At 34.9% G+C, this 18,064-nt stretch carries 19 protein-coding genes and 2 tRNA genes; 8 read left to right on the top strand and 13 right to left on the bottom strand.

From position 1 onward, the window contains the following. Positions 1-10 precede the first annotated feature (10 nt). Positions 11-1,276, bottom strand: coding sequence for a hypothetical protein (locus NHE85_RS08500; protein ID WP_252811598.1), 1,266 nt, complete (start codon positions 1,274-1,276; stop codon positions 11-13). Then, entirely contained in the window at positions 1,269-2,003 is a 735-nt protein-coding gene (locus NHE85_RS08495; protein WP_252811597.1) for a type III pantothenate kinase, read from the bottom strand. Before NHE85_RS08495 ends, NHE85_RS08500 begins: the two co-directional genes overlap by 8 nt. Positions 2,004-2,102: 99 nt before the next feature. Here NHE85_RS08495 and NHE85_RS08490 point away from each other — a divergent pair. From NHE85_RS08490 to NHE85_RS08460, 7 genes are all read left to right on the top strand, one after another. Further along, a tRNA-Phe gene (locus tag NHE85_RS08490) sits at positions 2,103-2,175 on the top strand. 83 nt (positions 2,176-2,258) lie between these two features. Continuing rightward, positions 2,259-2,331 (top strand) — tRNA-Phe (locus NHE85_RS08485). Positions 2,332-2,487: 156 nt separating this feature from the next. Next, complete coding sequence (locus NHE85_RS08480) at positions 2,488-3,114, top strand: hypothetical protein (RefSeq protein WP_252811596.1); 627 nt, start codon at positions 2,488-2,490, stop codon at positions 3,112-3,114. Between the two features lie 46 nt (positions 3,115-3,160). Continuing rightward, positions 3,161-4,048, top strand: a complete 888-nt coding sequence (locus NHE85_RS08475; protein ID WP_252811595.1) for a carboxypeptidase-like regulatory domain-containing protein — start codon at positions 3,161-3,163, stop codon at positions 4,046-4,048. A gap of 172 nt (positions 4,049-4,220) precedes the next feature. Continuing rightward, positions 4,221-6,242, top strand: coding sequence for a thioredoxin domain-containing protein (locus NHE85_RS08470; protein WP_252811594.1), 2,022 nt, complete (start codon positions 4,221-4,223; stop codon positions 6,240-6,242). Continuing rightward, positions 6,239-7,099 (top strand): mechanosensitive ion channel family protein, encoded by an 861-nt coding sequence (locus NHE85_RS08465; protein ID WP_252811591.1) that lies wholly within the window; start codon positions 6,239-6,241, stop codon positions 7,097-7,099. Before NHE85_RS08470 ends, NHE85_RS08465 begins: the two co-directional genes overlap by 4 nt. Before the next feature lie 133 nt (positions 7,100-7,232). After that, positions 7,233-7,910: a hypothetical protein gene (locus NHE85_RS08460; protein WP_252811588.1), complete on the top strand. Its 678-nt coding sequence runs from the start codon at positions 7,233-7,235 to the stop codon at positions 7,908-7,910. A 2-nt stretch (positions 7,911-7,912) separates the two neighbouring features. Here the strand turns inward: NHE85_RS08460 and tsaB are convergent, their stop codons facing one another. Genes tsaB through NHE85_RS08445 form a run of 3 tightly spaced genes read right to left on the bottom strand, consistent with a single transcriptional unit; the run spans position 7,913 to position 11,320 of the window. Beyond that, positions 7,913-8,572, bottom strand: a complete 660-nt coding sequence (gene tsaB, locus NHE85_RS08455) for a tRNA (adenosine(37)-N6)-threonylcarbamoyltransferase complex dimerization subunit type 1 TsaB (protein WP_252811586.1) — start codon at positions 8,570-8,572, stop codon at positions 7,913-7,915. Positions 8,573-8,576: 4 nt separating this feature from the next. Then, positions 8,577-9,875 (bottom strand): efflux RND transporter periplasmic adaptor subunit, encoded by a 1,299-nt coding sequence (locus NHE85_RS08450; RefSeq protein ID WP_252811583.1) that lies wholly within the window; start codon positions 9,873-9,875, stop codon positions 8,577-8,579. Positions 9,876-9,877: 2 nt separating this feature from the next. Continuing rightward, positions 9,878-11,320 (bottom strand): TolC family protein, encoded by a 1,443-nt coding sequence (locus NHE85_RS08445; RefSeq protein WP_252811581.1) that lies wholly within the window; start codon positions 11,318-11,320, stop codon positions 9,878-9,880. A 139-nt stretch (positions 11,321-11,459) separates the two neighbouring features. Here NHE85_RS08445 and NHE85_RS08440 point away from each other — a divergent pair, with 139 nt between their 5' ends. Beyond that, the gene (locus NHE85_RS08440) at positions 11,460-12,854 is read left to right on the top strand and encodes a DUF4403 family protein (RefSeq protein WP_252811578.1); all 1,395 of its coding nucleotides are present in this window, start codon (positions 11,460-11,462) and stop codon (positions 12,852-12,854) included. Positions 12,855-12,918: 64 nt separating this feature from the next. Here the strand turns inward: NHE85_RS08440 and NHE85_RS08435 are convergent, their stop codons facing one another. The 8 genes from NHE85_RS08435 to cyoE all read right to left on the bottom strand — a co-directional run bounded on the left by NHE85_RS08435 (position 12,919) and on the right by cyoE (position 18,044). After that, a complete protein-coding gene (locus NHE85_RS08435; protein ID WP_252811576.1) occupies positions 12,919-13,161 on the bottom strand; it encodes a hypothetical protein in 243 nt (80 codons plus the stop codon). A gap of 11 nt (positions 13,162-13,172) precedes the next feature. After that, on the bottom strand, positions 13,173-13,763 hold the full coding sequence (locus NHE85_RS08430; RefSeq protein WP_252811574.1) for a DUF420 domain-containing protein: 591 nt from the start codon (positions 13,761-13,763) through the stop codon (positions 13,173-13,175). Between the two features lie 2 nt (positions 13,764-13,765). Further along, positions 13,766-14,398: an SCO family protein gene (locus NHE85_RS08425; protein WP_252811572.1), complete on the bottom strand. Its 633-nt coding sequence runs from the start codon at positions 14,396-14,398 to the stop codon at positions 13,766-13,768. Positions 14,399-14,400: 2 nt separating this feature from the next. After that, a complete protein-coding gene (locus NHE85_RS08420; RefSeq protein ID WP_252811570.1) occupies positions 14,401-15,069 on the bottom strand; it encodes a hypothetical protein in 669 nt (222 codons plus the stop codon). A gap of 78 nt (positions 15,070-15,147) precedes the next feature. After that, entirely contained in the window at positions 15,148-15,501 is a 354-nt protein-coding gene (locus NHE85_RS08415) for a cytochrome C oxidase subunit IV family protein (protein ID WP_252811568.1), read from the bottom strand. Positions 15,502-15,520: 19 nt separating this feature from the next. Next, positions 15,521-16,510: a cytochrome c oxidase subunit 3 gene (locus NHE85_RS08410; RefSeq protein WP_252811567.1), complete on the bottom strand. Its 990-nt coding sequence runs from the start codon at positions 16,508-16,510 to the stop codon at positions 15,521-15,523. Positions 16,511-16,557: 47 nt separating this feature from the next. Continuing rightward, positions 16,558-17,136, bottom strand: a complete 579-nt coding sequence (locus NHE85_RS08405) for a cytochrome c oxidase subunit 3 (protein WP_252811565.1) — start codon at positions 17,134-17,136, stop codon at positions 16,558-16,560. Positions 17,137-17,141: 5 nt separating this feature from the next. Next, positions 17,142-18,044 (bottom strand): heme o synthase, encoded by a 903-nt coding sequence (gene cyoE / locus NHE85_RS08400; protein WP_252813289.1) that lies wholly within the window; start codon positions 18,042-18,044, stop codon positions 17,142-17,144. Positions 18,045-18,064 lie beyond the last annotated feature (20 nt).

Genomic DNA, 18,064 nt, shown 5'->3' with positions numbered 1-18,064 from the left:
AAAGTTTAAATTAATCGTATCTTCTTTTGATAAACCATCTATCGCTTAGCGAAAGGCTTATCATAATATTTACATAGTTTTCCTGAATAAGGTTAGCTTTGGTAGTACCTCTTTTCCCTACTTCAAGCCCTAAATTAATGTTAGAAACTCCAAAATTACCTCCAAGAGGAAGACCTGTTCCTAAGGTAAAAGCAAAATCATTAATAGATTCATTATTTATAACAAGTCCTGTTTTTTCGAATTTAAGTCCCGCCCTGTATGTTATTCTGCTTAGATAGCTGGTAAATGACATATATTTAGGAATATAGTATCCCCCTAATGATATTGTATGAGAAGGTTCAAATGCTGCATTTGTAACAGCATCAAAACGGCTGCTCATTGCATTACTGCTTTGAGTACTGTATTCAACACCTGCAAACCACTTTCTTGCCTGACCGAAGCCTGTTCCTATAGTAAATAATGAAGGCATATCTACATCTTCTCTTATACGTCTTTCATCAAGTTCATCTATTACAACTTCACTACCGCTGCTTGTAAGGCTTATAGCTGCAAAATTACGATCGGTAGTACTATTAAGTTTACTTTTTGGAGTATAGGTAACACTGCTATACCAGTCTATATTGTCGTTTACTTTTCCTTTATAAGTAGCACCCAGATTAAATGAAACACCTCCATAATGAGAGTAGTTTAATTCTCTTGTTGGGTATTGTATCCCTGCATCCTGAGAACCTATGATGGATTTTGTTTGAATGTTACCAAAATTGTACTGAAAATTAACACCAGCACTGAATTTTGGTGTTATTCTGTATGATACTCCGGCAAAAGCCCTGTTAATGCCTCCGCTTCCTTCAAATTGCCTTAAATAATTAATTTCATCTTTCACTTTTTCGTTCTGTATTTTATAACCTACAGACGTGTAAGGCATTAAACCGAATGCTACTCCAATTTTATTAAAAGGGAGTGATACGGCCAAATAATCAAAAGTTGTTCTTCCGGCACTGTCAGTACCTGAGTCTGATTTAAAATTTGTATTCTTATTGCTGGCACCTACAGTATAAGTGGTAAATTGTAGAGCATTGTATGAAGCCGGATTTTGAAGGTTAACATGTGTACTGTCCGGTAAAATACCTAAACCACCCATAGACCTGTTTTCTACAGTACCTTTAAACTTAACATCACCTACGCCGTAATATGAATAAGGAGATGCATTATTGTCCTGCGAAAATGCAACAGTTGAGAAAATCAGGCACATGCCTGCAATAATTTTTTTAATCATTTGTGATCGTATATAGATATAAAAGATTCAAGCTTTCTAACAAGAAATTTGAATTGGCAAATATGGTGTTTTTTAATCTTTTAGCCAAAAATTCGGCATCGCCCCCCGTTAATATTATTGTTAGCTCCTGATACTGTTCATTATACTGCTTAACAAAACCTTCTAACTCGTGCAACACACCGTTTACAACGCCTGAATGCATTGCGTTGGCAGTACTGTTACCAATATAGTGCGAAGGCATTTCAGGATATAACAACGGAAGTTTTGCAGTAAAATTATGCATAGCATTATACCTTAATTGTAAACCCGGCGATATAGCCCCTCCCAAATAGTTATCATCACTATCTGTAAAGTCATAAGTAATGCAGGTACCGGCATCTATAACAAGGCGGTTTACACCCGGATATTGCAATACAGCACCAGCTGATAAAACCATTCTGTCTATACCTAAAGTTTTTGGTGTTGCATATTTATTTTTAAACGGAAACAGGGAATCATGATTTATTATTACCAATTCACTTTTACTATCCAGTAACTGTAACAACTCAGCCTCGGCTTCCCCTACCATTGAAAGCGTACTTTTATCGATATGTGGATATTGAGTAAAAATTTTTTTAAATTCTTTTAATGCTTCGCTTTTATCAAAAATAAATTTATTAATTAGTGCAGCAGTCTCAAATACAGCAGCTTTAATTTTTGTATTTCCTATATCAACAGCTAAAAGCATTTCCCTTTTGTTTAAGCGGTAAAGATAGTAATTGATTTTTTTTATCTTTTGTTTTGGATAATATAAAAATGGTTCTATATTTGCACCCGCAATAACAACGGTACCTTAGCTCAGTTGGTAGAGCAATGGACTGAAAATCCATGTGTCCCTGGTTCGATTCCTGGAGGTACCACAAAAGCCCTTGAAATTTCAGGGGCTTTTTTATTCAAAAAGCGGTTTCGCTTTCAAAAATGAAATAATGTTATTGCACTTAATGGTACCTTAGCTCAGTTGGTAGAGCAATGGACTGAAAATCCATGTGTCCCTGGTTCGATTCCTGGAGGTACCACAGAAAGCCGGCTTAAATTAAGCCGGCTTTTTCTATTGAATTAGCGTTTATTTTAAAGCCGTTAAAATATTTAACAAGATTTTAACCATTAAATTAACAGGTTTTTAACTATAAAGACTGTTAAATTTGGCAAAACCAATTAATTATTTTAACATTATGAAAAAAATTTTAGCTTTAGCAGGCATTGCCTTTTTTGTTTTAAGCTGTAGTAACGAAGACATGGATACTTCAGCAACTAATGACAGGTCAATTAAAAAACTTGCTCGTGAAGTTTACCCTGAATTTGACAGGGTTATGACCGACCTTTACAACAGTGAATATGACATCGCTGAAGGAAGAACTTATCAGGATTTAGATAAAGAATTCTATGTTAGCGAAGTATATTTAGGAGTAGAAGGTGATAAAGGATTAGCAGGTTATTTTGTTACAGATTCAAACAGAAGAACAGTTTATCTGGATTATCAGGAGGCAAATGATATTGTAGATCAATATGAATATAATGCAGATAACACGTTATCTATTATACGTTTTGATTTAACACTGGATCCTAATTACCCAAGAAACCCTTTTAATCCAAGCTCACCGGTAGCAACTAATGGAAAATTCTTTGGATGGGGCGATTATGAAAGGGGGCCTTGTGAAGAAATAAATGGTGAGTGGTCAAGATCGGTTTACCAAAATTATTATGCTTTTGGTGTGGCAGTAAGCACAAGAACAACCTACGAATTAGACGGCGTTACTCCGTTAAGAGAGCCTTGCGGACCTTCAGTTCATGTAGATTAAATAATATCTTTAGGGTTTGGTATATTTACCAAACCCTTTCTTTTTTATGAAAAAATTTTATTACATATTATTTCTGCTGATAAGTCATAATATATTTTCACAAACCATTAATGTAATAGATGAGTTAAGCCGTCTGCCCATACCTTATACTTCTATTTATCTCTTAGATAATAATAAAATCATTGGGGGATTATCATGTGATGAAAATGGCAAAGCAGAGCTTCCTGCAACAAATTATGAATTTATAAAAATTTCCAGTATTGGTTATGAAGATTTAACGATTGAACATAAAAATGTAAAATCATTTACGGTTGTTTTAAAACCAAAAGCAACGGAACTTAATGAAGTTATCATTTCCAATAAGACTGTAGAAACAATAGCATATAAAGGTAAAAAAGGAAGATATCTGGGAATGCTTAAAGATGTAGAAATCATCATTTACTTTAAAAATCGTTTTAAAAAACCTGTTACCCTAAAATCTTTTTCGTTTGCAACAAAGAAAACTATAGTTGAAAATAAAATACGCATAGTTATGTATAGCGTAAAAGATAGTACAAAACATTCTCAACCCGGAGAAATGTTATTAAACCAGGATATAATTTTTACGCTTAAACCGGCTCACGAAGGAGAGGTCAAGGTGGATTTGACACAGTACGGTATCGTACTTCCGCCTGATGGTGCATATATTGGTATTGATGTTATTGATGTTTATGATGCGTTGGGTAAATATTCATTTGACAAACAGCACATGAATGAATTTGAAACTATTAATTCAAAGGAAAAAATATTTTTATCAAATCATAAATACACAAACAAGGGGTGGGAAAACATTAATGACATTTGGGAAAAGACATTAAAAACTACACATAGAATGTGGGGTAAAAAAAAGTATTTTGTTATTCCCTCTTTTAGTATTGAAGTTTTTACCGACTGATTTTTTTCTAAATCTCATGAGTTTAAGAGTTCAATACATCCTTTCATCTTAAACTCAACAATAATTAAAGACTTATCACCTTTGTAGATTGAAAATTAATTCGTTTTTGTTTTATTAATTCTCTTTGTCCCCCTTTCGGGTTTTAGTAATTTAGCCCTTCAAAAAATTTGCCATGAACGAGCTGCATTTTGAAACGAGTCCTTACTTACTACAACACGCCAACAACCCCATATACTGGAAAGCCTGGAATGAGGCATCACTTGATAAAGCCCGTAAAGAAAACAAACTCATTATTGTTAGCATAGGTTATTCAGCATGCCACTGGTGTCATGTTATGGAGCATGAAAGTTTTGAAGATGAAGAGGTGGCTGCAATTATGAATAAGCATTTTATATCTATCAAGGTAGATCGCGAGGAACGCCCCGATGTTGATGCTACTTATATGAAAGCGGTTCAAATTATGACAGGTCAGGGAGGGTGGCCAATGAATGCCGTATTGCTGCCTGATGGCAGGCCCGTTTGGGGAGGCACTTATTTTAGAAAAAACAACTGGATAGATACTTTACAACAACTCCAGAATTTATATGAGACCGAGCCGGAAAAAATGGAGGAATATGCCTCTAAACTATTGGGCGGAATACAGTCATTAGTTTTACTTGGCCAAAACACTACAGGTGCAATCGCAAATCCTGAAAACATTGTTCCTATAGTAGAAAAATGGGCTAAAAGTTTTGACTGGGAATTTGGTGGCTACGCCCGGGCTCCAAAATTCATGATGCCAAATAATTTTTTATTTCTGCAGCGTTATGGTTTTCAGGAAAAAAGACAGGATATATTAGAATTTGTAGACATTACACTGACACGCATGGCATGGGGAGGTCTTTTTGATACACTAGATGGAGGCTTTTCACGCTATTCTGTAGATATGAAATGGCATGTACCCCATTTTGAGAAAATGCTATATGATAACGGACAGCTTATGAGTTTATATGCCGATGCATATAAACGCACCAAAAATCCGCTTTACAAAGAAGTAATAGAGAAAACGCATTCATTTCTTACCAAAGAACTTTTAGACGACAGCGGCGCTTTTTACAGCGCCTTAGATGCTGACAGCCTTAACGAAAAAGGCCATCTTGAAGAAGGTGCTTTTTATGTTTGGGAAAAACAGCAGTTAATAGAAATACTTAAAGAGGATTTCGACCTGTTTGCACAGTTATTTAATATAAATGAGTTCGGATATTGGGAAAATGGTTATTTTGTACTCATTCAGAACGATTCTCTTGAAAATATTGCCGAAGCAAATTCTATTTCAACCGAAACTCTGAAATTAAAAAAACACAATTGGGAAAAATTACTTTATACTATACGTGAACAAAGAGCTAAGCCCCGGCTTGATGACAAAATACTTACTTCATGGAATGCTCTTATGTTAAAAGGCTATACCGATGCTTATAAAGCCACAGGTAACGAAACCTATATAAACGCCGCAAGACGGAACGCTCTTTTTATATGCGACAAACTTTGGCATGCAGATGGGCATTTATGGCGCACCTATAAAAATGGTACTGCAAAAATAAAAGGCTTTCTTGAAGATTATGCATTAACTGCCGAAGCATTTATTAGCATGTATGAAGCTACGCTAGAAGAAAAGTGGCTCATGTATGCTAAGCAGCTTGCCGACTATTGCCTGGAAAATTTTTATGATGAAAAACAACAGTTTTTTGCTTATACATCTGCTAAAGAAGAACAGCTTATAGCTGCTCATTTTGAAACTGAAGATAATGTTATCCCGGCATCAAATTCCGTAATTGCAAATGTATTGTATAAGCTCAGTCTTCTTTTTGACAATACATATTATGAAAAAAATGCATTACAGATGCTTTATCTTATAATTCCAAATCTGGATTATCCTTCAGCTTTTTCAAACTGGCTTAATTTATGGCTGGATCTCTCAAATAAAAATAAAGAGCTTGCGGTATGCGGACCCAATGCTGATGAAGCTATAAAACAAATAAACAGCCAATATCTCCCACATGTTATTATAGCGGGGAGCAATACAGAAAGCAGCCTGCCTTTTTTACACGATCGTTTTGTAGAAAACGAGCTTCTGTTTTACATTTGCCATAACAGAACATGCGATTTGCCTAAAAAAACTATTGAGGAAACCCTAACCGATTTACAAGCAAAATGATACCCCTATTTTTTGTTGATACTGAAAAATTAGATTTTTATATCGACTGGATGATAATAGCCATTGTTAACTTTATTCCCAGTTTTTTAAGAGCCGTCATTATATTAGTAGTAGGAATAGTTGCTATTAAGGTCTTCAGAAAGATTATGACCCGCCTAATGACATCCCGCGAAATGGATCCTACATTCCTAAAATTCGTTCTGGATGTGTGTACCTGGATTTTCAGAGCAACCCTGGTTATAACAATAATAGGCCAGCTGGGTATAGAAACTACTTCACTTATGGCCTTGTTAGGCACAATAGGAATCGCGGTAGGCCTTTCATTACAGGGTTCTTTATCTAATTTCGCAGGTGGTTTGCTTATAGTATTATTTAAACCCTTCCGTGTAGGCGATTATATAGAAGCACAGGGGCAGGCTGGAACCGTGAACAGTATTCAGATTTTTAGTACCAGAATAATAACTCCAAACAATCAGGTTGTTTATTTACCAAACGGAACATTATCTAATAATACTATTAAAAACTTTTCTCAGGAACCTTTGCGCAGAGCACAGATACAATTGGGTGTTGGCTATAGCAGCGATCTTAAACAGGTAAAAAATATAATTTACAGCGTTATAGCCGCCGATAAAAAAATACTAACAGAACCAGCCTCTAATATTGAAGTGAAAGAATTAGCAGAAAGTTCTGTTAACCTTATGGTATTTATCTGGACCGTGCGTGAAAATTACGGAACAGTTGTATCTGATTTTTATGAGAACATAAAAAATGCTTTTGATGAAGCCGGAATAGAAATTCCATTCCCTCAGAGAGATATACATATTGCCGGAGACAAAAATAAAAGTCTTTTACAATAATTCTTGTTTCATCCCGTTTGAAGGAGTGGCATGTTTTTTGGTTATTTATTAACTGAAAATATAGCTTTTATACTATAAAAAAGTATATTTGCCCCTTATAAAAAATTGCAATAAGAACTATTAATTTCCAAAAATGAAAAATTTAAATTTAATCTTTACTGCTGCTGCCATTGTCCTAACCACTGGTTTAGCATCAGCTCAAGTACAACAAACACCTGTGCATAGTGGCCAGATATATGTAATGAAAGAAAAGAGCCAGCCTGCAACAGGCTCAATGTTCATTAATGAAAAATATATGCCTGCCAGGTTATCTAATTCAGATAAAACTGTTTTGGCCCGCTACAATGCTTATTCTGACAAATTCGAAATCAGCAATCCTTTGGACGGTACAAATACTATTTTACCCTTGCAAAAAGATGTTTCAGTAAATTTCACAAGTACAGGAGATACTTATGTTTTACAACAATATAAAACTGATGATGATGAAATAATAAACGGCTATCTTAACTTGGTAAGCGATAAGCCAAATGTAAAAATTTTTAAAAGAGAAAGAATCTACCTTCAGCCGGAAGTATTTCCTGCAAGCAGTTACCAGACTTACAAACCTGCCAACTACAAAAAAGTTAATGACGAATTTTACATTAGCTTAAAAGGACAGGATGCTGTATATTTTTCAAGCAAAAAAGATCTGGCCAAGCTTATTCCGGCAAAAAGTAAGGAGATACTAAGCTTCATTAAAAAGAATAAACTTGATCTTGACAAAGAAGCGGACTTAGAGCAACTAGGAAACTATCTTGACGGAATATTATAATATTATTTTCCGGTAATAAAGTCTTTTAAATAAAAAGGTTCAAAATAAGCGACATCAACAGTGTCGCTTATTTTATATTTATCATAAGACAACTTAGCCATTTTAAGTGCAGAAGGATAAATTATATCTTCATGATATACGAATTTGCCAAAAGGCAATACCTCCCTGCATTTTAATGCACCATCTCCAATAAGATGAATAGTTCCTTCAATTTCACTAAATGAATCGTCAGTAATGATCTCAGCTTTTGTTTCACGAAGTCTTTGATAATCCCTATTAAAAACAGCAGTATAAGCCTCCATTCGACGGGCATCAATCATGGGTATTATAACACCCTCCTGCACTGTTAATTTACGGGTAAGCAATTCAAGAGTATCAATAGCAATTAATGGAATATTAAGTGCGTAACAAAATCCTTTAGCTGCTGAGACACCTATCCGTAAGCCCGTATAAGATCCTGGCCCCATGCTAACAGCCACTGCAGTCAGGTCTTTATATGTAATTGCTGCTTTTTGCAATACCTCTTCTATAAATACGTGCAACTTTTCAGCATGGGTATAACCCTCTCCTGCATATTCGGAAACAGCCACGCTAACACCATCTTTGGAAAGGCAGACAGAGCAGTTTTTTGTAGCTGTTTCAATATTTAAAATAAAAGCCATCTTTTTATTTAATATCCTTGTCTTTAAGTTTTGTCCTAACCTTATCATTAGGATTCAGTTCTTTCGATACAAGATTGTAAGGCCCTGTAATAACTTCTTCTCCTTTTTTAAGCCCTTTTACTACCTCTATATTTGTATCATCCTGTATTCCTGTAGTAATTGGCCTAAGTATAGCCTTATCTCCGGATTTTATGAATACACATTCATATTTTTTGGTTGTTGAACCCTCTTTAAGTTCTTTTTCTTTTTCTTCAAGCTCTTTAAGAACATCTTTTTTTGCAGCTGTAGTATCAGCCTTTACAACAACAGCACTAATAGGTACTGCCAGTACATTAGTCTTGTTTTCTGTAATAATATCAACGGTAGCAGTCATTCCCGGTCTGAAAGGAGAATAATTTGCAGGTTTACCCTTAGTCATATCTTCATATGATTCTTTTAGTATTCTCACTTTAACCTTAAAATTGGTTACCTGATCGGCAGTAAGGTCGCTGCTTGCAGAATTTGATATACTGGTTACAACACCTTTAAATTGTTTTTTAAGGTAAGCATCAACTTCAATATTAGCCTCATCACCTATTTCTATCTTAACAATATCATTTTCATTTACATCAACTTCTACTTCCATATTATTAAGATTGGCAACTCTTAATATTTCAGTTCCTGTCATTTGTTGTGTTCCCACCACCCTTTCACCAAGCTCTGCATCAAGCTTAGAAATAGTTCCGTCTACAGGAGCATAAATTGTTGTTCTGTTAAGATTATCTTTTGCTTCGGTAACTGTTGCATTAGCACTGGCAACATTATAATAGGCAGATTGCCTTGAAGCAACTGCCACCTCATAAGCCGAAATAATTTTATCCCATTCCGATTTAGATATTACTCCTTTATCAAACAAACGCTTATTACGCTCATAATTAGCTTTTGCTTCTTTAAGTTGTGCCTCAGACTGGCTTAAGCCGGCTTTTGCTGTTGATAAGGATGCAGCAGTCCTGCTTAAACCTGATTCATATAAATCCGGATTAATACGCACTAAAAGATCACCTTTTTTAATAGCCTGACCTTCTTTTATAGGTAATTCTATAATCTCACCTGAAACTTCAGATGATATTTTCACTTCCACCTCTGGCTGTACTTTACCTGTGGCAGAAACCGTTTCTATCAGATTTATTTCTTTAACAATAGCAGTCTCAACCTCTTTTCCTTCGTCCTTATTACCTATAACTCCTTTTTGTTTAAGTACTACAAGCAGAACTATAATAAGCATTAATCCGCCTAATAAATAATAAATTGTTTTTTTTGACATGGTTATTGTTTTTGGTAGATTGGGATTCCGAAATAAAACTCCAGTATTTTTACTTTAAATATAAAATCATATTTTGTACGCAATACTTCCGATTGCGCATTTACAGCAAGCGTTTGTGCCTGATTAAGATCAAATACATTTATAAGGCCTACTTCATATCGCTCCTTTGCATAAGTTAATGATTCTTCCCTGGCATTAGCTGCAGAAACGGCCGCATCATAAGCTTTTAGAGCTCCCTGAGCATCTGTATAGGCTGTATATACATTTCTTTCCAGATCAAGTTCTTTCTGTTGCAATGTAATACGTGTGCGCTCAAGATCTATCTTAGATCTTTCAACATTATTTCTTGTAGAAAAACCGTTAAGAATCGGTATATTTAATGATAAACCAAATGAATGACCTTTATTATCATTAAACTGATCTAAAATAGGATCGTGTTTTCCGAGTATAGGCTGATAATTATACTGGAATACATTTTGGTTTGTACCTTCCACATAGCCTATAACCGATACAGGATTTGCAGAATTAGGAGCAACACCAATAACTTTATCAGAATATGCTGCACGGGTTGTAAAACTATAAAATCCACTGAGCCTTGGCTGATATGCTCCCCTGGCTATTTTTACATCTTTTTCGGCAACTTCAACATCTGCTTTAGCTGCTTTTAATTCTGTTCTGGTTTCTTTTGCTTTCGCATATATAGCAGAAGGTGTTTCAAGCAATACATTGCTTTGGTCTTCAGGATAGTCACTGTCTTTGGTATCAAAATTTTGAAAATCTTCAAGCTGCATTAATTGTGCAAGACTTAGTTTAGATATAAGAAGCGCATTTTCAGCCGCAATTTTCTTTTGATTGTCTGCTGCGATAGTAGCTTTAATATCCAATAAATCTCCACGCGGCACGGCCCCTCCCTCAACAAGCTGCTCTATCCTTTCCATTTGCTGATTATCATAAGCCAACTGCTGTTCCTGTACTTTAAGGTTCTCTTTATTAAATAATATCTGCAGGTAAGCATTAGCAACATTCAAGGCTATATCTTCCTCCATTTTTGTTAATTTATATTGTGCAGCTATGATAGCAAGGTTTGCCCTCCTTAATCTGTTTTGATTTTGAAGTCCGTTATATATATCAACCCCAACATTTAATCCGACCGATGTAAATTGTGTAGTTTGGTTTTCAAGCAAACCGGTTGTTATATTCTGGTTAAGACCTATATTCCATGAATGAGAACCCTGTAAATTCGCAGTAGGCAGAAATGCGCCCCAGGCATCGCTCTTAGCCACATTTACCGTTTCAGCATCAAGAGCTGTAAGCTTTATAGAAATATTGTTTGCAACTGCGTAGTTTACACATTCTTCAAGAGTCCACTTTTTAACCTGGGCATTCGCCAAAAAAGTAAAAAGCATAGCTGCAAGAAAAAAAATCGTGCAAAATTTGTTTTTCATAGATTTGATTGATGAGTTTACAAATTTACCTAAATTATCTAACGTAGTCATAATAAATATATTTTATTAGACTAATTCCTGCTAATTTTGTTACAAATAAAAGTCTAATTTTGTCGCGTTATTTTTTATATCGCGACAAATGAGAACCTTACTACTTTCCGGTATTCTGATCTTTTCAGTATTATTAACCGGCTGCTCTACAACCAAAAAGATAGAAGCTTTAAAACCTGAACCAGGCAACGATTCGCCTTTGGTTTATCAAAGCACAACATCCTTCATTAACCTTCCTGTATCTATAACTATTGCCGATATAGAAGCCCAGGTAAACAAATTATTATCAGGTCTTGTATATGAGGACAAGAATTTACAAGATGATGATATTAGTATGCAGGTATGGAAAACAGCTCCCATAAAATTTTCTGAACAAAAAGGAAAATTACAATCTGTTGTCCCTATAAAAATAAAAGCCAACATTCGCTACGGCACATCTGCTCTTGGAATGAGCCTTTATGACACACGCGAAGTAAATCTTGATGCTGTAATTACCTTTACCAGTAAAGTTGGACTAACAAACTGGAAACTTTCTACAGATACTACTATTGAGTCTTTGCAATGGAATGAAAGCCCTACAGTTACCATAGCCGGCAAAAAAGTAGCTATTACCTATCTGATAAATCCGGCAGTTAAATTATTCAAATCTAAAATTGAAAACACACTTGACGATGCCATAACCAAAACTATGGACTTTAAACCACAGGTGCTGGATGCACTGGAAAAAATAAGTACCCCATTCTTAACAAATGAACAATATGAAACATGGTTTAAGCTAAATCCAGTAGAACTATATGTAACAGATGCTGTACTATCTAAAAAGCAGGTTACTCTGGAAATGGGACTTAAGTGCACTATGCTTACAATGGTAGGCCAAAAGCCTAAAAACACTTTTAAGAAGGAAGAAGTTGCCTTAAAACCGGTTAAAAAGATGCCTGATAACGTCACAGCAGTTGTGGCAGCTGTTTCTACCTATGAGAGCGCTTCAAAAGTGATTACAAAAAACTTTCAGGGTCAGGAATTTGGCAGTGGAAAGAAAAAAGTTACAGTTCAAAAAGTTGACCTGTGGAGTAAAGATGGTAAAATGGTAATAGCGCTTGATATGACAGGATCTATAAACGGAACTATATATCTTACCGGCTATCCAAATTATAATGCAGTTACAAAAGAAATCTTTTTTGATAAGATGGACTATGTATTAAATACAAAGAGTATTTTAATGAAAACTGCCAACTGGCTGGCTGAAGGGTATATACTTAAAAAAATTCAAGATAATTGCCGTTATTCAATTCAGGATAACCTTGACCAGGGCAAAAAAAGCCTGCAGCCTTATCTTAACAATTATTCGCCTATGCCGGGAATATATGTAAACGGGAATTTAAATGATTTCGAATTTGATAAAGTAGAATTAACAGATAAAGCTATTATAGCATTTATAAAAGGTTCAGGAAAAATGAATCTTAAAATAGACGGAATGAAATAAGTAAATTATACATAAAAGCCACAAATTAAATTTGTGGCTTTTATGTATAATTTTCCATTAAGAACTATTGCTCTGTCTCAGCTTCCTTTTTCTTTTTTCTTAATCTGTATACAGCATATCCCACTACGCCAACAAGCAGGTAAGGAAATATCATTAAATAAACTATTCCGTTATTTACAGCTTCACCTTTAATTGTGCCATTACTACTTTCTAAAGCTGCACGGCACATAGCACATTGTGCCTGTCCTGCTACCGAGAAAAGCAACATGAATATTAAACAGCATAATTGTTTTATATTTAATCTCATAATTTTTGTTATTAATGAGCATAATATGGCCTGATCATTATGTACACTATAACACCGGTTACAGCCACATAAAGCCACATAGGATAAGTTATCCTTGCAAGTTTTTTATGTCTTATAAAACTTTTTGATAAAGCTCTTACATAAGTTAATAATACAAATGGTATAATAATAACCGATAAAGCTATATGAGTAATCAATATAAAATAGTACCCATATCTTATCAGGCCTAAGCTGGCTTTCTCCATATCATCAAGCATACCATTATGATCTGAATCACCAAAAATTGTAGAATCCGATGTCATATGATATGCTACATACATAGTCAGAAAAGCAACTGAAAGGCTTATAGCAAACTTCATAAGATTTTCATGCAGTTTCTGTTTACCATTTTTTATAGCCCATACTGCTGTAAAAAGTACTATAGCCGTTAATCCGTTAATAGTTGCATAAATAGGCGGCAAAAAAGATAGTGGCTGAACGTCAAAACCAAGCTTTCTCAGGTTAACGCCAAAAAGCAGTGCCACAACAACAGGTATAGCTATTGAAAGGATCACTATCCAAACATTGTATTTTTTTTCTACCGTATTAATCGAATTTTTCATTATTATTCTTCCAGTAATTTTTTTATATCTTCTTTTATTGCTTTAACACCTGTATCTTCCAATCCGTCATAATAAAGTATCGGATTACCCTGCACATCCCTTCTGCATCTTATTTTGCCATTCTTGTCAACAAGAGCAAAAAGTCCGGAATGCTCAAATCCTCCGGCAGCCTCTTTATTAGTTCCGGCATAAAGATTAAATCCTTTTTTAGCAAGATTAAAAATATAATCCCTGTCTCCTGTTAAAAAATGCCAGTTATAATGTTTAGCCCCCAAAAGTTCAGCATGTGCTTTTAAAACTTCAGGAGTATCATATTCAGGATTAATAGTTATAGAAGCTATACCAAACTCCGGATTACCGTAATATTCCTGCTGAAGCAACAACATATTCTGATTCATTTTAGGGCAAATTGTAGGGCAGGTACTAAAGAAAAATTCTACAACATAAACTTTCCCTAAATAATCTTTATCGGTAATTGTTTTTCCGTTCTGGTCGGTTAATTTAAATTCAGGTACCGGACCAATTTCCACTAAATCTGATTTCTGAAATTTGGCAACTATTTTTGGCACAGCCCATATACCAAAAATCAGTACGATAAATGAAATCCCTATATATGAGTATGATTTACTTTTCATAACTATATTTCTCTCTTAACTCCTTTCACTCCGTGATTCTTCTTTAATGCCAGCCTGTATTCCCTAAGCAGTATCTTTATATCATCTGTCATTTCATTATGCATTTCCGAAACCTGAAATGAGTCATAACTATCTTTAAATTCATGCTTGCCCGTTTTTTTATCTTTTCCGTTACGGCCTCGCAAACTACGCTCCTTATCAATAATAAAAAGACTGTATGTGCCGTTATCGGCATCTAAAGGCTTCTCGGTTTTAAGAGAATTATAAAATTCAGCTATCTGTTCAGGGCTAACAAATAAAAATTTCCAGTTAGATATATCAGCCATAACTTTTATGTCTGCCATAACTTTTTTTACTTCTTCCTGTTCTCCCTCCGGCATAACCATTACAATTTGAAAATCATTAAAACCTTTATATTTATTATTAATTTTTTCATTAATATTAAAAACGGTCTCTTTCTTTTTAGTAATGTCATCTCCTAAAAACCCAACAATGCTTATGTTCCCTTTAAGAGTAACGGGTTTACCGTCAAAAGTAGAACCTGCAGGCAATTCATTTACATTCTTGGTAATTACGGGTAAAAAAAGTGAATTATGCTTTGCAAGCGAAAAGTAGATATAAGCCGAGAGTGGCAATATAAGCAGGAGTATAAGAACAAGTTTTCTTTTCATAGTAAAAGGAAATAATTTCCGGGTACAAAATTAAAAAAAGGCGGTTTAAAAACCGCCTTTTTTATAATTAATGTGTTATTAGAAAATCCACTTATAATTGTGAGATGCCTGAAACACGTCGAAAACATAATTACCTTCTATCAGCAAGATGAACACTAAATAGATAATTAAGAATACTAACGGCGCCACTATAGACCACCTTAAACTGCTTTTTTCTCCTTCAAGGTGCATGAACGCCCACATAATGTAGTACGCTTTAACAATTGTAAGGATTATGAATATCCAGTTCAATAAATTCATCTGGAATAAATTCGTTTCATGAAGAAAGGCTGGCTTTTGAATACCTAATATAACTTCTACTATTGTTATTACAGATAATAATCCAAAAACAGTCCAGATTCTTTTTGTATTAGATTCGTGAGAATGTGCCATGATAAAATTCTTTTAATAATTAAACAAGATAGAAGAATGTAAATACAAACACCCAAACTAAATCTACAAAGTGCCAGTATAAACCAACTTTCTCAACCATTTCATAGCTTCTTCTTTTCTCATAGGTACCTAAAAGCACATTAAAGAAAATAAGCACATTGATCATAACACCCGAGAATACGTGGAAACCGTGGAAACCTGTGATAAAGAAAAAGAAATTAGCAAATAATTTATGCCCGTATTCATTTCTTATAAGGTTAGCACCCTCTACTACAATCGCAGCATCTTCTATTTTTTTAAGAGACTGCTCTCTGTTAAGCACCTCTTTATGTTTCTTAATAATTTTTTCAGTTCTTACCAGAACTTCAGGATGTGCTTTTAAGCCTGCAACTACTTCTTCTACTGAATATGTTGGTAAAGCAGAACTTTCTTCATACCATATACCATTGCTCCTTTTTTTGTTTACACGGTCAGTAGGTAAATGTGCAGCAAAATCAGCTAAAGCAACTCTCTCATATTTACCATCTTCGCCCTGTTTCACAAACTGAAGAATTGCTCCTCCTTTTGTTTCAACAGCACCGTACTCACCTTTTATGAAGTTTTTCCATTCCCAAGCCTGAGAACCAAGGAATATAAAACCACCCACAATAGTAAGCAGCATATATATAGCCACTTTGGTTTTTTTAAGGTGATGCCCTGCATCAACCGCAAGTACCATCGTAACCGATGAAAAAATAAGTATAAATGTCATGAATGCCACATAGTACATTGGCGCATCAACACCATGCATAAACGGAAAGTGGTTAAACACCTCGTCCGCTATTGGCCAGGTTTCAATGAATTTAAATCTAGAAAAACCGTAAGCTGCAAGAAATCCTGAGAAAGTAAGAGCATCAGACATGATGAAAAACCACATCATTAATTTGCCATAACTTGCTCCCATAGGCTCGTTTCCTCCGCCCCATGTTTTACCTGTAGTAGTAGCTGTTGTAGTAACTGTCGCTGCCATATAAAGTTATTGGTTAAAAAGTTTCCAAATTTACATTATTTTTTCTATTAATAGAAATAGAAAAATAAAAACAAATATACCCATAAAATATCCAGAAAGTGCCAAAACATTGCACCCAACTCTATTCCAAGGGTTTGAGAAGAACTGTATTTTTGTTTAAAATGATTATAAATTACCGTAAGCAGCACAATAAGCCCTGCAAACAAGTGTGCAAGGTGCACAACTACCACAATATACAGGAAAGATGTAGTAACTGTACTCTCCGGTCCGGTAAAATAATAGCCGCTTTCTATAACCTTTCCAAAGCCATAAAATTGAGCCACCACAAAACCAATACCCAATGCAAGTGTCAACAAAAGCCACATTGAAGTTGCCTGCCTGTCATTTTTTTTAATAGCCTGTTTAGCCAAATGAAAAGTAAAACTACTAAAAATGATTATAGCCGTACTTATCATAAAAGCATCAGGCAAAACAAAATCTTTAAGCCAGTCCGGCCTTGATGTACTTACAACGTACGCACTGGTTAATCCTGCAAACGTCATGAACATGCTTATCATGGCAAACCATAACAGCATTTTTTTAGATCTGGCATTCCTTTCGTTATGCTCTTTAAGAGACATTTCCATATATATTATCGTATAAATTTATCTAAAACATAAATTACCTGCAGCAATGATATGTAAGAAACACTTACCAGCATTAGCTTTTTAGCCGCAGGCGCATCCATTTTTTTGTATAATTTCACTGCATAAACCAGCATCCATAACCCTAATAAAAACACTACAACTGCAGAAGCTATACTTAATTTAAGCTCTCCCGTAAAACCCGTTACAGGCAATAACGATGCTATAATAAGCCACACGGTATATAATATTGTCTGCAATGCTGTTTTTTTATCTTTTCTTCCTGTAGGCAGCATAAAAAAGCCTGCTTTTTTATAATCGTCAAACAAAAACCAGCCGATAGCCCAAAAATGAGGAAACTGCCAGAAAAACTGAATAAGGAATAAAGTTCCTGCTTCAATTCCAAAGTCACCCGTAGCAGCAACCCATCCCAGCATAAAAGGTATAGCACCCGGAAAAGCTCCAACAAATACTGCAAGTGGTGTTTTTGTTTTTAAAGGAGTGTATACACTGGTATATAAAAAAATAGAAATTGCACCAAACATTGCCGTTTTAGGATTTATACTATAAAGAATAGCTATTCCTGAAATTGTAAGCAGAGTGCCAAGCGCAAATGCATTTTTTACAGATATTTTCCCTGAAGGTACCGGACGGTTTTTAGTCCTGTCCATTAATGCATCAAGGTCTTTTTCTATTATCTGATTAAAAACATTTGATGCCCCTACCATACAGTAGCCCCCTATAGTAAGAAGTATTAGAGTTGCCCAGCTAAACGGATATTCTTCCGAAAAACCAAGCAGGTAACCGGCCACAGAAGAAAAAACAACACTTATAGCCAGCCTGGCTTTTGTGATTGCTGTAAAATCCGCAAAAAGTGATTTAAGGGAAATCTGATTTTGTTGAGAATTCAAAATGATTTTCATTGGGTTTT

The sequence above is a fragment of the Flavobacterium sp. NRK1 genome, from assembly GCF_024054175.1.
In the GTDB taxonomy this organism is placed as follows: Bacteria; Bacteroidota; Bacteroidia; order Flavobacteriales; family Flavobacteriaceae; genus Flavobacterium.
The sequence above is the reverse complement of the archived record's forward strand: the minus strand, read 5'-3'. Positions and strand labels throughout refer to the sequence as shown.

Bases quoted from the DNA above. Each gene is read 5' to 3' on its own strand.
- NHE85_RS08445 (WP_252811581.1), bottom strand. From the start codon at position 11,320: ATGAAAAACAAATTTTGCACGATTTTTTTTCTTGCAGCTATGCTTTTT.
- NHE85_RS08420 (WP_252811570.1), bottom strand. From the start codon at position 15,069: ATGAAAAGAAAACTTGTTCTTATACTCCTGCTTATATTGCCACTCTCG.
- NHE85_RS08450 (WP_252811583.1), bottom strand. From the start codon at position 9,875: ATGTCAAAAAAAACAATTTATTATTTATTAGGCGGATTAATGCTTATT.
- NHE85_RS08415 (WP_252811568.1), bottom strand. From the start codon at position 15,501: ATGGCACATTCTCACGAATCTAATACAAAAAGAATCTGGACTGTTTTT.
- NHE85_RS08480 (WP_252811596.1), top strand. From the start codon at position 2,488: ATGAAAAAAATTTTAGCTTTAGCAGGCATTGCCTTTTTTGTTTTAAGC.
- NHE85_RS08500 (WP_252811598.1), bottom strand. From the start codon at position 1,276: ATGATTAAAAAAATTATTGCAGGCATGTGCCTGATTTTCTCAACTGTT.
- NHE85_RS08470 (WP_252811594.1), top strand. From the start codon at position 4,221: ATGAACGAGCTGCATTTTGAAACGAGTCCTTACTTACTACAACACGCC.
- tsaB (WP_252811586.1), bottom strand. From the start codon at position 8,572: ATGGCTTTTATTTTAAATATTGAAACAGCTACAAAAAACTGCTCTGTC.
- NHE85_RS08430 (WP_252811574.1), bottom strand. From the start codon at position 13,763: ATGAAAAATTCGATTAATACGGTAGAAAAAAAATACAATGTTTGGATA.
- NHE85_RS08475 (WP_252811595.1), top strand. From the start codon at position 3,161: ATGAAAAAATTTTATTACATATTATTTCTGCTGATAAGTCATAATATA.
- NHE85_RS08410 (WP_252811567.1), bottom strand. From the start codon at position 16,510: ATGGCAGCGACAGTTACTACAACAGCTACTACTACAGGTAAAACATGG.
- NHE85_RS08440 (WP_252811578.1), top strand. From the start codon at position 11,460: ATGAGAACCTTACTACTTTCCGGTATTCTGATCTTTTCAGTATTATTA.
- NHE85_RS08495 (WP_252811597.1), bottom strand. From the start codon at position 2,003: ATGCTTTTAGCTGTTGATATAGGAAATACAAAAATTAAAGCTGCTGTA.
- NHE85_RS08460 (WP_252811588.1), top strand. From the start codon at position 7,233: ATGAAAAATTTAAATTTAATCTTTACTGCTGCTGCCATTGTCCTAACC.
- NHE85_RS08425 (WP_252811572.1), bottom strand. From the start codon at position 14,398: ATGAAAAGTAAATCATACTCATATATAGGGATTTCATTTATCGTACTG.
- NHE85_RS08435 (WP_252811576.1), bottom strand. From the start codon at position 13,161: ATGAGATTAAATATAAAACAATTATGCTGTTTAATATTCATGTTGCTT.
- NHE85_RS08405 (WP_252811565.1), bottom strand. From the start codon at position 17,136: ATGGAAATGTCTCTTAAAGAGCATAACGAAAGGAATGCCAGATCTAAA.
- NHE85_RS08465 (WP_252811591.1), top strand. From the start codon at position 6,239: ATGATACCCCTATTTTTTGTTGATACTGAAAAATTAGATTTTTATATC.